This is a genomic window from uncultured Gemella sp. (genome assembly GCF_963529685.1).
Taxonomy (GTDB): Bacteria; Bacillota; Bacilli; order Staphylococcales; family Gemellaceae; genus Gemella.
In genome coordinates, this window is record NZ_CAUSAI010000042.1 from 1 (window position 1) to 14,336 (window position 14,336).

The 14,336-nt window shown below is 31.7% G+C and carries 13 protein-coding genes; 3 read left to right on the forward strand and 10 right to left on the reverse strand.

Features of this window, described 5'->3' with window-relative positions:
- Window positions 1–129 precede the first annotated feature (129 nt).
- Together RWS90_RS06510 and RWS90_RS06515 are read left to right on the forward strand one after the other, a co-directional pair.
- Window positions 130–822, forward strand: coding sequence for a type II CAAX endopeptidase family protein (locus tag RWS90_RS06510; protein ID WP_314549753.1), 693 nt, complete (start codon window positions 130–132; stop codon window positions 820–822).
- Between the two features lie 9 nt (window positions 823–831).
- A complete protein-coding gene (locus RWS90_RS06515; RefSeq protein ID WP_314549754.1) occupies window positions 832–1,986 on the forward strand; it encodes an MFS transporter in 1,155 nt (384 codons plus the stop codon).
- A gap of 309 nt (window positions 1,987–2,295) precedes the next feature.
- Here the strand turns inward: RWS90_RS06515 and RWS90_RS06520 are convergent, their stop codons facing one another.
- From RWS90_RS06520 to RWS90_RS06540, 5 genes are all read right to left on the reverse strand, one after another.
- On the reverse strand, window positions 2,296–2,613 hold the full coding sequence (locus RWS90_RS06520) for an LPKTxAVK-anchored surface protein (RefSeq protein WP_314549756.1): 318 nt from the start codon (window positions 2,611–2,613) through the stop codon (window positions 2,296–2,298).
- 533 nt (window positions 2,614–3,146) lie between these two features.
- Window positions 3,147–4,130 (reverse strand): PD-(D/E)XK nuclease family transposase, encoded by a 984-nt coding sequence (locus RWS90_RS06525; protein WP_314549759.1) that lies wholly within the window; start codon window positions 4,128–4,130, stop codon window positions 3,147–3,149.
- Between the two features lie 427 nt (window positions 4,131–4,557).
- Window positions 4,558–5,595, reverse strand: coding sequence for a M42 family metallopeptidase (locus tag RWS90_RS06530; RefSeq protein ID WP_314549761.1), 1,038 nt, complete (start codon window positions 5,593–5,595; stop codon window positions 4,558–4,560).
- A 75-nt stretch (window positions 5,596–5,670) separates the two neighbouring features.
- Window positions 5,671–6,537 carry a class II fructose-1,6-bisphosphate aldolase gene (fba, locus tag RWS90_RS06535; RefSeq protein WP_314549764.1) on the reverse strand — a complete coding sequence of 289 codons (867 nt, stop codon included), beginning with the start codon at window positions 6,535–6,537 and terminating at the stop codon, window positions 5,671–5,673.
- A gap of 356 nt (window positions 6,538–6,893) precedes the next feature.
- On the reverse strand, window positions 6,894–7,793 hold the full coding sequence (locus RWS90_RS06540; RefSeq protein WP_314549766.1) for an RluA family pseudouridine synthase: 900 nt from the start codon (window positions 7,791–7,793) through the stop codon (window positions 6,894–6,896).
- 287 nt (window positions 7,794–8,080) lie between these two features.
- Here RWS90_RS06540 and RWS90_RS06545 point away from each other — a divergent pair, with 287 nt between their 5' ends.
- Window positions 8,081–8,572: a type II toxin-antitoxin system RelB/DinJ family antitoxin gene (locus RWS90_RS06545; RefSeq protein ID WP_314549768.1), complete on the forward strand. Its 492-nt coding sequence runs from the start codon at window positions 8,081–8,083 to the stop codon at window positions 8,570–8,572.
- Between the two features lie 488 nt (window positions 8,573–9,060).
- Here RWS90_RS06545 and RWS90_RS06550 read toward each other — a convergent pair whose 3' ends face one another.
- From RWS90_RS06550 to RWS90_RS06570, 5 genes are all read right to left on the reverse strand, one after another.
- A complete protein-coding gene (locus RWS90_RS06550; protein WP_314549770.1) occupies window positions 9,061–10,137 on the reverse strand; it encodes a Fic family protein in 1,077 nt (358 codons plus the stop codon).
- Window positions 10,138–10,380: 243 nt separating this feature from the next.
- A complete protein-coding gene (gene gatB, locus RWS90_RS06555) occupies window positions 10,381–11,808 on the reverse strand; it encodes an Asp-tRNA(Asn)/Glu-tRNA(Gln) amidotransferase subunit GatB (RefSeq protein ID WP_314084052.1) in 1,428 nt (475 codons plus the stop codon).
- A 13-nt stretch (window positions 11,809–11,821) separates the two neighbouring features.
- Window positions 11,822–13,279, reverse strand: a complete 1,458-nt coding sequence (gene gatA, locus RWS90_RS06560) for an Asp-tRNA(Asn)/Glu-tRNA(Gln) amidotransferase subunit GatA (protein ID WP_314549772.1) — start codon at window positions 13,277–13,279, stop codon at window positions 11,822–11,824.
- A 17-nt stretch (window positions 13,280–13,296) separates the two neighbouring features.
- Window positions 13,297–13,587, reverse strand: coding sequence for an Asp-tRNA(Asn)/Glu-tRNA(Gln) amidotransferase subunit GatC (gatC, locus tag RWS90_RS06565; RefSeq protein ID WP_314549774.1), 291 nt, complete (start codon window positions 13,585–13,587; stop codon window positions 13,297–13,299).
- A gap of 550 nt (window positions 13,588–14,137) precedes the next feature.
- The coding region (locus tag RWS90_RS06570; RefSeq protein ID WP_314549776.1) for a zinc-binding dehydrogenase at window positions 14,138–14,336 on the reverse strand (199 nt) is incomplete at its 5' end.

Here is a 14,336-nt window from a genome sequence, read left to right on the forward strand (position 1 = left end):
AATTTCTTGAAATCATATTATAGCAATGATTTATCATTCTAAATTTACTTATATAATAAACAATAACAGTTGTATGTATATATTATAGATGTTATAATGGAAGTTAATTAAATAAATAAAGGAGGGTTTATGAGAATTTCATTTACTCGTGGCAACGTTAGTCACCTACTACTTAGTGGAATCATCTATATACTAGCTGTATTTATAATTCCACTACAACTCCCTCGTAATATTAGTATAGATTCAAGAGTTACAACCGTTCTTATACTATCATTCACCGCAACAGTTATTCTTGTTTTCTTAGCAAGAAAAGGTACTAATGATATTGATAGATGTAAAAGTAACTATAATTTATTAACTTTAGTTGCTATCGGTGTTATTGGATTCTTTTCAATGATGTTGATTCAAGGATTTATAAATGGAATTTTAGTTTATTTTTCTAATTTCTTCCATTTTGATACTAAAAGTAAAAACACTAATAATGTTGTTGAAATCATTAAAATGAAGCCTTATTTCATATTATATGTGGCTGTTCTTGGACCTATTATGGAAGAACTATTCTTTAGAAAAGCAGTGTTTGGGTATTTTTATGACGCTATGATTGGCAGTAAAAAATGGATTAGATTTACTATACCTGCCTTAATAACTGGTTTCATCTTTGCATTACCACACGACGGAATATCTCCTATAATGGTAGTGTATATTGGTATGTCATTTGTGTTTAGTTATTTATATGTTCATACTAAAAGTATTCTTACACCTACAATATCTCATATTTTAATGAATAGTTTAGTAGTTTTAGTTCAACTGTTTGTTCATTAGGAGGTAAATATGTCATCAAAAACTTGGTTATCAACTAACTACTTTCTACAATTTTTAGTAACTGGGACATTCTTACCATTCTGGATGGTTTACCTAACTTCTGTTAAAAATCTTAGCGTGTTAGAAGCTAGCTCAATCTTTTCTATGCTATTTATAGCGAGAGTCTTAAGTGGAATATTCCTAGCGCCATATTTAATAAAAAAATATAACTTCGATATTGCATTGAAATTATCCGTTGGATTTGGATTATTTCTTGCGATTAGTTACGAATTTACAAATGAAAAGTTATTACTTGGATTGATTACATTTTTATTCGGTATGATTTATTTCATGGTAAGTCCCCTTGTCGAAGGTCTAGCATCATTATTTTTACGAGAAGAAAACATCGACTATGGTAAAGCTAGAACTTATGGATCTCTTGGATTTACCGTTATCGGTATTTTTATCGGAGGTATCCTTAGTTATGTAGGAAACGGTGCATTATATTATATTCTAATAATATTAATTGGAATCTTCTTTATATTTATGTTCCTTCCACAACCAAAACTTGTAAAAAATATTAACTTAGATGATAGTTCATCGCATAGCAATGAAAACTTATACGCTTGGGTATTGAAAGATAAAAACACAATTTTGCTTATTATTACTATATTCTTATATCAACTTTCTCATACTGCTTATAATAATTACAACGCACTATATCTAGAAAGTATGAATATATCAGCAAAATGGTTATCAGGGGTAATTTTGAATGTGTCGGTAATAGCGGAAATAATTTTCTTCATTTTCTCTAAAAGACTCGTTAAAAGAATTAAACCTAAAAATTTACTAATCTTTGCAGGAGTTGGAGCTGTTATACGTTGGTCGGCATTAGCAATGTTTAAAAACATCTATATCTTTACCGTTATGCAAACATTTCATGCGATAACATTCGCAGTAGCTCATATCGCATTTATACTAATTCTTAATAAAGATTACAATAATAAAGAAATTATCGATATGCAAAATTTATATACAGCAATATGTTTCCAACTGAGTATGGCAATAGGTCTTTATATAATGGGAGCAATATGGGATATTAGTACTTCTTACGCATTCTATGCCTCAGCAATAATCGCTGCACTAGGAACAATAGTAGCGACAAGAATAAAAGAAACCAGATAGGAATCGACCTTATCTGGTTTTTTTGTTATTTATTAAATTTATGATTGAAAGGGAGTGACTCAAAAATCACGATTTCTTAAGAAACAAGATTTTGTCGAATCACCCCCGCACAGTTTATTAGATATATAAAAAGCTTTTATAAAGCGAAATTTAGATATCAATAAACCACTGCGTCTATACTTTTTCATATGAACTGTGCTAAATTTTAGTACTTTTGGGTCAGCCCCATACAACCTACAACCAAAATTTGCAAAATAAAAAAAGGAGTTTGCATTTACAAACATCCTTTTCTATAAACTTAAATCAGTATTATTTAACTGCAGAAGTTTTTGGTAAAGCTTTAACTCCAGCAGGTGTTTTAGCAGCTTGACCTTTGTCAACTTTTAAAGTTTCACCTGGTTTAAGAACGTTAGCTTTACGAGTTAACTCTTCAGCAACGCGTCCTAAATCTTTATCGTTTTCTGCTTTGATTTCTCCAACTGTAGCTTCTTTAGTAGTGTCAGCGTAGAAACCTGCTGTTTCTGTAGTACGAGTTGCACCTAATCCGTATGCACCGTCTTGAGCTAATGCTGCTGGAGCTGCGAATAGAGACGCAGCGAATACTGATAATAATACTTGTTTTTTCATAGTATTAAGTCTCCTTTAAAATAATAATTTTTTTGATTTTTATACGACAGATTATCGTATATAGTTATTATAGTGATTTTCACATTAAAAGTCAAGGCTTTTTCTTAAGTTTTTTATTATTTTTTGCTAAAATATAATACAAAAGTGCTGTTTGGTAGCTGTTTTAGTCTTTTTCTATAATACATATCAATTAATTATCCCTTTAGTTAATACTTAGGTAATTAATATGTACTATCGTCTAACTACACTAAAGATTATATTAAAGTACTCATTATTATTTATACTTATTTTACCAACTTACTTTGCAAGTATCTATCAACAAGTTTATATGTTTCGCGTACTGAGTCTATATGTGTTCTTTCATATGAGTGACTCGATTCTATTCCAGCACCTAATAGCGCATGTTTTACCTCAGCTCCTAGACATGCTTAGTCTACCATTCTGTCCTTCTAGGGTTTATTCACTCTTCATATTCATATGTATATGTATCTCAGTGATGGTCAAATTGTCTTGTTCTTTCATCATACATATATTTACATCTCCTGCAAATAGGATTCAAACTCTTGCTCTGTTATATTTAACTTTTCCGCTCCTACTTCTTTTGCTATTATTCCTTCTTTCACTAAGTTTACTATTGTACCTATTTTCCCTTGTTGCATCCCTTGTTGCATTCCTTGTTGAATTCCTTGTTCCATTCCTTGTTGCATACCTTGTTGAATTCCTTGTTGAATTCCTTGCTCCATTCCTCGTTGCAGACCATATTCTATTCCTTCTTCACGTGCATATGCGTACGTCGCCCATTGATGATCTAATTGTCTTGTTCTTTCATCATACATATCTTTTTCCTCCTTAGTCCAGTTTCTAACATTAAGTAAATCATCAGCTTGATCAATTACTTCACCAGGTTCACTTGTGTACTGCTTGTTGCCGAAAAATTCTAACCAGCGCACTTTATTATAACTTTCTTTTAGCTCTGGTTTGTATTTTTTAAGTTCTAAAAATACGATTTTTAGTAACGGCATCTCTTTTATATCGTTATCTACATACATTTTCAGTTCGGTGTTTCTTGTTTCTTCTTTGATTAAAAAAGTACTTATAGGATCATCACCATCAAAGTAGTTTTTGTCTACTATTGCAGCTACGTAAACTGGTGGTAGTTTTTTGTAAATAGCGTGTCTTTCTTTTTCGCTTTGTTTTAATCTTTCAATATTGTCATTAACTTGTTTACATAGATAAGCCCAGATGCGATTCATAAAGAATGCCTGCTTAGCTAACTGTACTTCGATTATAACTTGTGCGTGACTGTCTAGTTCAACAAGTATGTCAACAGCAATGTTAAAATCATCCTCTACATTACTATTAGCTCGAAAGATTTTATCGCCACCAATTAGCTTTGCACTTTTCGCCGGTAAATCGAAAATATCTTTTACAAATTGCAATGCTACCGCCTCGTTACAAAATACTTTTTTAACAACCAAATCATAAATTGGTTTTATATTTTTATGTCGTTCTTCCATTATGTTTTCCTCCCCTTGTTTGTTACCTAAAGTATATCATACAAAAATAATTAATGCTAATATTTACTCAATAAAAACACTTTAAATATAGAGTTGTTACATATTCATGATGTGAAACAATACTAAAATACATTCTCACTGGATACTTTGCACTGCTTATTAAATGCACAGAAGAACATCATGAAATATACGAACCTTAATTCCAAAGCCCTAAATCTTAAAAAATTCATAAGAAAACTCATAAAGGTAGCACTATATCAATATCTAAATTTACTTTATGAAATATATATTAAACTTAATAGTGAGGAAATTATAAATCACTTTCTCTAAAACACGATTTTCTAGCTACTTCCAATGATAAAACCCCAAAAAGCTAGAATTTTTAGTCTAACAATTCGGGGTTGATATTCTTAAGCATTTTTAATATCTACATAACTAATTCACTTCTTAAATACACATCAACTAACTTATGCGTTTCGCGTACTGAGTCTATATGTGTTCTCTCATATGAGTGACTTGATTCTATTCCAGCACCTAATAGCGCATGTTTTACCTCAGCTCCTGCACGCATCGCAGCTGAGGCATCACTACCGTAATACGGATAAATATCCAATTTATAATCTATATTGTTTTCTTTAGCTAGCTCAACTAAGTGATTGCGGAACTCATAGTTATAAGGACCACTCGCATCTTTCACACAAATTGACACCGTATATTCATCTGTTTGTTGGTCATCTCCTATGGCTCCCATATCTACTGCAAGATATTCTACAGCCTCTTTTGGTAGATTTGAATTCGCTCCATGGCCTACTTCTTCAAACACACTGAACATAAAGTGTGTAGTATATGGTAGCTTAATATTTTCTTCTTTATATTTTCTTAATAAATCTAGAAGAATAGCTGCACTCACTTTATCATCTAAGAAACGACTTTTTATAAATCCTGTATCAGTAATTATTGTTCGTGGATTAAAACTAATGTAATCACCGACATCTATTCCTAAGTCACGTGTCTGTTGAGCATTTCTCACTTTCGCATCTAATCTAACTTCCATATTATCCTCTGAACGTTCAACAGTTCCAGCATCCTTATATACGTGAGTACTAGTTTGATGAACTAAGATTGTTCCACTAACTGTTTTACCAGTATTTGCTACGTGAACTAAGCAATTTTCTCCTTCTATCATATTCCAAGGATATCCACCAACTTTCGCCATTTTTAAGCGTCCATCCGGTTTAATTGCTCTTACCATAGCTCCTAATGTATCTACATGGGCTGTTACCACACGATGTCTACTGTCATCTATACCACAAACTACTACATTCACTCCACCTTTATTAGTACAAACCGGTGTATAACCTAAATCTTTTAATTCTTCTAGTAAATAGTCAGCAATTTCTTTAGTGTATCCCGTTGGCGACACTATACTAGTTAATTTTTTCAAATAATTTATCGTTTCTTTCATAGGATTTCCTCCAAATTTTATAAAAAAATAAAAGACCCATGCAAAGCACGAGCCTTTTTATATGTTTCGTAGTTATTATGCTTTGTTTCTTGAACCGAAGATGTCGATTTTTTCGTGAACCATAGCTTTAATAGCTTCAAATCCAGGGTTTAATAATTTACGAGGGTCGAAACCTTTAGATTTTTGATCTCCACCTTCTTCAATATATTTACGTGTAGCTTCAGCAAACGCTAATTGACATTCAGTATTAACGTTAACTTTAGATACTCCTAGAGAGATAGCTTTTTGGATTTGATCAGTTGGGATACCTGAACCACCGTGTAATACTAATGGAATTCCACCAGTGATGTTAGCAATGTTTTCTAATGTTTCAAAGCTTAATCCAGCCCAGTTTTCTGGGTATTTACCGTGGATGTTACCAATACCTGCAGCTAGGAAGTCAATTCCTAAGTCAGCCATTGTTTTACATTCATTTGGATCAGCTAATTCACCGCTACCGATTACTCCATCTTCTTCTCCACCGATTGAACCTACTTCACACTCGATTGAAAGACCTTTAGAGTGAGCTAAAGCGATCATTTCTTTAGATTTAGCGATGTTTTCTTCGAATGGATAGTGAGATCCATCGAACATTACTGAACTAAATCCAGCTTCGATAGCTTTTTGAGTACCTTCGTATGAACCGTGGTCTAAGTGTAATGCAACAGGAACTGTGATTTTCATTTCTTCTACCATAGCTTCAACCATAGCTGCTACAGTTCTGAATCCAGTCATGTATTTAACTGCTCCTTCACTTACTCCTAGGATTACTGGACTTTTAGCTTCTTCACAAGCTGCTAAAATAGCTTTTGTCCATTCTAAGTTGTTAATGTTGAAATGCCCTACTGCATATCCTTCTTTTCTTGCTTTTACAAGCATATCTTTTGCTGGTACTAATACCATGTTATTTGTCCTCCTTAAATAACTACTAATATATATATTATAATACTACACTTTTTAGAAAAAATAAACTATTTTCTATAATAATTTTCAATTTAATAAATTATTTATTTTCCTCTATCGCATTAATCTCCAAAATCTTTGATATCACAAGTTTCTTTGTTAACGTATACATGGTTAATTTTATAATTATTATAATCAAGTTACATATTTTAAATATTAAGTTTTTTTAAAAATTTTTATTTTTTTAATTTATAACAAATCATACTCCATTATACTAGTACACGTACTAACTAAAAAAATACTCCAAAATCAAGCAAATACTTAAATTTTGGAGTGATTTCTGTATTAATAAATAGTTATTTATCTAACTTCGCCATTGTTTCTACCATATATTCTGGTATTCCTGTTTCAAAGTATAGATGTTCACCTGTAATAGGGTGATTAAATTCAATACTTTTCGAATGAAGTGCTTGTCCATTAGTATTTAATGTTTTTCTTGGACCATAAACTGGATCTCCTACTAATGGGTGATTGATATATTTCATATGTACCCTAATTTGGTGAGTACGTCCAGTTTCTAATTCACATTCGATAAGCGTATATTTTTCAAATCTATCTACTACTTTGAAATGTGTGATAGATGGTTTCCCTTCATCTATAATCGCCATTTCTTTACGTTCTTTTGGATTACGAGCAATCGGTGCATCAATCGTTCCATAGTCATGTTTGATACTACCATGAACTAATGCATAGTATTTTCTCTTAACATCTTTATTAGCAATCATTTCTGATAACTTAACATGTGCTTTGTCATTTTTCGCAACTATTAATAAACCTGATGTATCTTTATCAATTCTGTGAACAATACCTGGTCTGATAGTACCATTGATACTTGATAGTTCACTATGAAATAATAATGCATTTACTAAAGTTCCATCTTTATGCCCTACCGACGGATGAACAACCATACCTTTTGCTTTGTTTACGATAATTAAATCATTATCTTCATAAACAATGTCTACAGGAATATCTTGTTTCACTACATCTAATTCCTCAGGTTCTTTATAGTCAATAGTAATAACATTCCCATCTTTTAATTTAAAATTTGTTTTAATATTATTTCCATCTACTTTTATGTAACCTTCAGAAATTAAGTTTTGGATATTAGTTCTTGAAACATCTACTAATTCTTGTTGTAAAAATTTATCAATTCTCTCACTTTTTGGTGAAGTATATATAATTTTTTGTGTATCCATTACTTCCTCCTTTTTTCATACTATATTATATTACCATATCCCATCAAAAAAACAAAATAAAATATAGTTCTAGATATAGTAAAAATCTATTTAATATTTTTTGCAAATTTGATATAGCAGATTTTTGCTACATTTTGTATTTTTTGGTGCCTAATTTGATTATACAATATCCCGCTTTAATATATTTTTATCTTTTGATAAAATTCTTTTTGTATTTTATTGGCTAGTACTTGAAAAATATATAATTCTTCGATAAAATTAATGTATTAAATAAGGAGTGTTTATAAATGAGTGAATCAAAAATTGTTTTAACTATTGACAATAATATAAAAAAAGAGGCTGAAGCTATATTCTCTAGCCTTGGATTAAATATGGAAACTGCAATTAATATATTTCTAGCGAAAGCTGTTAATGAAGGTGGTCTTCCTTTTGACGTGAAACAAAAGAAATATTCTGAAGATCCTGCTTTCCTTTCTAGCCACTTTATAATGAAATCAGCTTTATATGAAGTGAATGAATATTTAAAAGATAGATTTAATGAAGAACCTTCATTCCATTTAGCATGTGATACGAAAGGTGTAGAACACGAGGAAATCGGTAAATTATTCGTCCTATTCTCACATAATACTGAGAATATTAACCAAGAAGACTTTACGGAAAAACATATTGATAATTTAGTAGAGCTGGCGACTATTGCTGTTCCATCTCTAAAAAGACTATCATCAGAACAACTACGCGATATCGTGAATGCTTTTATCAATAATTATTATTTAATATAAAACCTATCTTAAAACACTAATACAAGATAAAATCGTCACCATAATTTATTAAAATTATGATGGGCGATTTTTTTATGTGTGTAATATAAATAAATGCATACTTACCTGCACTGTTACTGTTATTTACTATTAACTATAAATTAATTGGAATTAGACTTCCAAGTTTTGTGTTTTTTACTGTAAATTGGAAGTTCACTTCCAACTTTTATCTTTTTAACTCTTTCTTTCTACGAAAGTTCACTTTTATTCTTCATTATCAACTTTTTCATCTGCAAAAAATCAGTATCATTCCCCAATATCCGCTCTTTCATCTGCAAATGTTCAATTTTTACCATGAAAGTCCACTCTCATTCTTCAATGTCCACTTTTAAACCGTGAATGTCCAGTTTTACTCCCCGATGTCCACTTTTTAATATTAATAAAAAAACTCGAAACAAAGATTTATCCTTGTTTCGAGTTCATATATTTTTATAATTTTTTGATTTCTATTATTTTAGACCTATTCTAAATTTATATTTTCCTTTTCCATAACCCTCTACTTTTTCAATAAGTTTGTGTACTAGCATTTCTTTGATTATTTCTGATGCCCTTGATGTTTTTAGTTTTGTAACTTCCATCACTTCTTTTCTTCCAAATACAGAATCTAAATTGAATTTATCATAAAGGTTCTTAATATATTCCTTATTCTTATCTGAGAAGTTTTCTAATTTATCTTTATAATTATATGTTGAAGTCTCTCTTTCTTCTTTTATCCAATTGATATGCAATTCTCTATTTTTTAATTGTGTACTTTCATCTAGTAGTAAATTTCTTAAAAATAATTCTACAAATTCAAAAGTTGAATAGATTTCCTTCTTTAGATTTCTGTAGTTTGCTCTAACTAATGCATTTCTAAAATACCAAGAGTTAGCAGCGAATATATCATTTGTTACATCAAATCCTAAGGTTCTTAGATACTTTATAAAAAATACAGCTGTTGTTCTTGTATTTCCTTCTTCAAAAACATGAATTTGCCACAGTCTTGAGATAAATTCTGATAAGTGCTTTATTATTTCATTCGTTGACAAACCATTATACTGAAATCTTTTCTCCTGTTCAAGGTCATACTCTAAAGTTCTAAGTAATTCACTAGCACTTCCGTATATTACAGTTTCTCCATCTAAAATCCACTCTTTTTTTGTGATATTATAAGTTCTGATTTTCCCTGCGTGTTTATATATTCCTTCAAATAACTTCCTATGAATCGCTAGATATTCCGTTGGAGAAAAGGTAAAAGCTTCTTCCGATAAGATTTTAGCTATTCGAACAGATACTTTATCAGCTTCTTCTACACGACTTTCTTTATTCAATTCTGGATTTTCTTCATAATATGAATGAAGCAGCATATCAGCTTCTTCTAGTGTAATTTCACCTTCTATGTTACGTAATGCAGTATTAATTAAATATTGAGACGGGGTTAAACCATCAACTTCCTGCAAACCTATTGCTGTCTGCCATGCATAACCTTTTTCTCTTTTAGAAGGTTCTGATTGTATTAAATATTCTTTAAACGGATCTTCAGTCATTTCATTTTCCTCCCATAAGTTATTTTTCAATAATTACACATTAACAGATTTGATTTTAACATTATATAGTAAATGTATATTTTTTAACTTAATAAATTTTATTTCTCGTTTTATTTCCGTAATATTTATTATATATAACAATTATGATCTTTGCAATACATAAGAGACTTTTGTGCGTTTTAAACACTAAAAACTCGAAACAAAGATTTCTCCTTGCTTCGAGTTCGTTTCTTATTTTCGTTATTATCGTTTTGCGATTTCTTCTAATAACATCTTATTGATCATTTGTGGGTTGGCTTGTCCTTTTGAGGCTTTCATGATTTGACCTACTAGGAAGCCGATCGCACGGTCACGACCATTTTTGTAGTCTTCGATAGATTTTGGATTGTTATCTAATGCTTCATTTACCCATGTTAATAATTGTCCACTATCTGATACTTGTACAAGACCTTTTTCTTTAACGATTTGTGCAGCATCTCCACCGTGTTCGATAAGTTCTGCGAATACTTTTTTAGCGATTTTACTTGAGATTGTTCCGTCAGTAATTAATTTAATCATTCCTGCTAAACCTTCTGCAGTTAATGCTGTATCTTTAAGTTCTTGTTGAACTTTGTTTAAGTATGCATTCACATCTACCATTAGGTAGTTAGAAGCTAATTTTGGATCTGCTCCTAAAGCTACAGTTTGTTCGAACATATCTGACATTTCTTTAGTTAATGTAAGTACGTGTGCATCGTATGCTGGTAATCCAAGTTCTTCTTGGTATCTTCTTTGACGAGCATCTGGAAGTTCTGGAATAGTTTTTCTTACTTCTTCCATCCATTCATCAGAGATAATCATAGGTACGATATCTGGCTCTGGGAAGTAACGGTAATCATCTGAACCTTCTTTAACACGCATAAGTTTAGTTGTTCCTGTTGTTTCATCAAAACGACGAGTTTCTTGGTTGATTACTCCACCTGAAAGAATAACTTGTTCTTGACGTTTTTCTTCGTACTCTAATCCTTTTTTAACGAAAGTGAATGAGTTTAAGTTTTTAAGCTCAGTTTTTGTACCGAATTCATCTTGACCATAAGGACGGATAGAGATGTTCGCGTCACAACGCATTGATCCTTCTTCCATCTTAACGTCAGATACTTCGATGTATTGAATAATTGAACGTAATTTTTCTAAGTAAGCATATGCTTCTTCTGGAGTTCTAATATCTGGCTCAGATACGATTTCGATAAGTGGTGTACCTTGACGGTTAAGGTCAACTAGTGAATAACCATTTTTGTGAGTTAATTTACCAGCATCTTCTTCAAGGTGAGCACGTGTAATACCGATACGTTTAGTTTCTCCGTTTACTTCGATATCAATCCATCCGTTTTCTCCGATTGGTTGGTCAAATTGTGAGATTTGGTATGCTTTCGGGTTATCTGGATAGAAGTAGTTTTTTCTATCGAATTTTGACTCGCGAGCTACTGTCATGTTAAGCGCCATTGCTGCTTTCATTCCCCATTCTACCGCTCTTTTGTTTACTACTGGAAGTACCCCTGGGTATCCTAAGTCGATAACGTTTGTGTTAGTGTTTGGTTCTGCACCAAAGTGAGCTGGAGATGGTGAGAATATTTTTGAATCTGTTTTTAATTCTACATGGACTTCTAGTCCAATTACTGTTTCAAAATGCATCTTGTTTCTCCTATTATAATTCTATTTTTTTATCGTGTAAGTTGTAGTGTTGTTCGAAGTTGTACGCTACATCGTATAGTGTAGATTCTGCGAATGGTTTTGCAATAATTTGCATACCGATTGGACGGTTACCTTTGAATCCACATGGAATACTGATACCTGGTAATCCAGCCATATTTACTGGGATTGTTAAGATATCGTTAGCGTAGATTTTAATTGGATCTCCTACTTCTTCTCCAATGTTAAATGCTACTGTTGGAGCAGTTGGTCCAATGATTACATCGTATTCTTCGAATACTCTATCAAAGTCTTGTTTAATTAATGTACGAACTTGTTGTGCTTTTTTGTAGTATGCATCGTAGTATCCTGAAGATAGTACGTATGTTCCTAACATAATACGACGTTTAACCTCAGCTCCAAATCCTTCTCCACGTGTTTTTTTGTAGATTTCTTCAAGATTTGTTGCGTTTGGACTTCTAAATCCGTAACGAATACCATCGAAACGAGAAAGGTTTGAACTTGCTTCTGCAGAAGCGATAATGTAGTAAGTCGAGATAGCGTAGTCTGTGTTTGGAAGACTTACTTCTTCTACTATAGCTCCTTGACTTTCTAAGTATTTAACACCTTCAAGTACTGCTTGTTTAACTTCTTCGTCAATTCCAGCACCGAAGTATTCTTTAGGAAGAGCGATTTTCTTACCTTTGATGTCTCCAGTAATGATTTTGCTGAATTCTGGTACTTCTACAGGTGCACTAGTCATGTCGTTAGCATCTAATCCTGAGATGATTTCTAATACACGAGCGTTATCTTTAACTGTACGAGTCATTGGTCCGATTTGGTCTAATGATGAAGCGAATGCTACTAATCCAAAACGTGATACACGTCCGTAAGTTGGTTTTAATCCAACGATACCACAGTAAGATGCTGGTTGACGTACAGAACCACCTGTGTCACTTCCTAGAGTGAAGCTAACTTGTCCTGCTGCTACTGCTGTAGCTGAACCACCACTTGATCCTCCTGGTACTGCATCTAAATCATGAGGGTTGCGAGTTAGTTTGTAGTAAGATGTTTCTGTAGAACCACCCATTGCGAACTCGTCCATGTTTAGTTTCCCTAAAAGAATTGGGTTTTCTTTATTAAGTTTGTTCATTACTGTTGCATCATAAATTGGATTGAATCCTTCTAAGATTTTTGATGCACAAGTTGTTTGAATGTCTTTTGTAACAATGTTATCTTTGATTCCCATTGGGATACCGAATAATTTACCTTCAACGCACCCTTCTTCTTGAGCACGGTCTAAAGCTTCGGCTTGTTTTAATGCTACTTCTTCAGTTACTGTAATGAATGAACCTACTTTTTCATCAGTAGCTTTAATTCTATCTAGTGATTCTTTTACTAAATCACTTGGTTTAATTTCTTTGTTTTTAAGTTTAAGTTCTAAACTTTCAATTGATTCATGTAATAAACTCATTAAATTATCTCCTTATTTTATTCAATAATAGTAGGTACTTTGAATTGTCCTGCTTCAGTTTCTTTAGAGTTTTTAAGAACTTCTTCTCTATCCATTCCGTCATGAGCTACGTCTTCTCTAAATACATTAACTAAGTCTAGAACGTGATAAGTTGGTTTTACATTTTCTGTTGGTGCGCTATTGATTGTATTGAATAAATCTACAACTTTCTCTAATTTTTCGATATACCCATCTACTTCATTTTCTTGGATTTCTAATCTAGAAAGATGAGCGATGTGGTCTACTTGTTCTCTTGTAATTGTTGTCATAAGTTCCTCCATATTTTCGTTTAATTTACTAATATTAATAAACCTCTTATAATTTGAAAATAAAAACGCCCCACATAGTTATATAACTACATGGGACGATTACTAGTTTCGTGGTGCCACCCGAATTCATATCAGTTTCCTGATACCTTTCAATTTATATTCGGTTTTATAAAGAGTGTTGCTTATTTCAATCATTTTTATTTAATCTTTCAGCCAACGGATTAAACTCTCTTCTAAAAAAACATGAAATAAAAGTCTCTTTACTAATATCTTATATTACGGTTTACTTAGTCTATATTATACTAAACAACCGTTATTGTCAAGGATTTTATGAAAAATGTTAGAGCTAGTAAAGAATTATTGCTTTTTATAATTGAATTTTCTAATCGCTCTAGGCTGAATATATATTTTTTTATATGACATGATTGTCTCCTAGCCTTATTGTGTTTGTTGATATTTTGAGATAAAAAGAACGACTATGAAAAATTGATTACTAAGAGACCATAATTTTCTAGTCGCATCCTTCTCTTGTTATTTATACATTTTTATATTATTTAAAGTTTAAAACTGTTTTACCTCTTGAACGTCCATTGGCTACTTTGTCTAATGCCTTATTTACTTCTTTAAAGTCAAATACTGTATCCACTGATGGTTTAATTTCTAATTTTGTGAAAATATCAGCTACTTCTTGAAGTTGTTTGCCATTTGATTCTACGAAAATGAAGTCATATGATACTCCATATTTATTT

Excerpts from the sequence above, each read along its gene's own strand:
- gatC (WP_314549774.1), bottom strand. The coding sequence starts at position 13,587 with ATGACAACAATTACAAGAGAACAAGTAGACCACATCGCTCATCTTTCT.
- RWS90_RS06550 (WP_314549770.1), bottom strand. The coding sequence starts at position 10,137 with ATGACTGAAGATCCGTTTAAAGAATATTTAATACAATCAGAACCTTCT.
- RWS90_RS06525 (WP_314549759.1), bottom strand. The coding sequence starts at position 4,130 with ATGGAAGAACGACATAAAAATATAAAACCAATTTATGATTTGGTTGTT.
- RWS90_RS06545 (WP_314549768.1), top strand. The coding sequence starts at position 8,081 with ATGAGTGAATCAAAAATTGTTTTAACTATTGACAATAATATAAAAAAA.
- gatB (WP_314084052.1), bottom strand. The coding sequence starts at position 11,808 with ATGCATTTTGAAACAGTAATTGGACTAGAAGTCCATGTAGAATTAAAA.
- gatA (WP_314549772.1), bottom strand. The coding sequence starts at position 13,279 with ATGAGTTTATTACATGAATCAATTGAAAGTTTAGAACTTAAACTTAAA.
- RWS90_RS06520 (WP_314549756.1), bottom strand. The coding sequence starts at position 2,613 with ATGAAAAAACAAGTATTATTATCAGTATTCGCTGCGTCTCTATTCGCA.
- RWS90_RS06530 (WP_314549761.1), bottom strand. The coding sequence starts at position 5,595 with ATGAAAGAAACGATAAATTATTTGAAAAAATTAACTAGTATAGTGTCG.
- RWS90_RS06510 (WP_314549753.1), top strand. The coding sequence starts at position 130 with ATGAGAATTTCATTTACTCGTGGCAACGTTAGTCACCTACTACTTAGT.
- RWS90_RS06540 (WP_314549766.1), bottom strand. The coding sequence starts at position 7,793 with ATGGATACACAAAAAATTATATATACTTCACCAAAAAGTGAGAGAATT.
- RWS90_RS06515 (WP_314549754.1), top strand. The coding sequence starts at position 832 with ATGTCATCAAAAACTTGGTTATCAACTAACTACTTTCTACAATTTTTA.
- fba (WP_314549764.1), bottom strand. The coding sequence starts at position 6,537 with ATGGTATTAGTACCAGCAAAAGATATGCTTGTAAAAGCAAGAAAAGAA.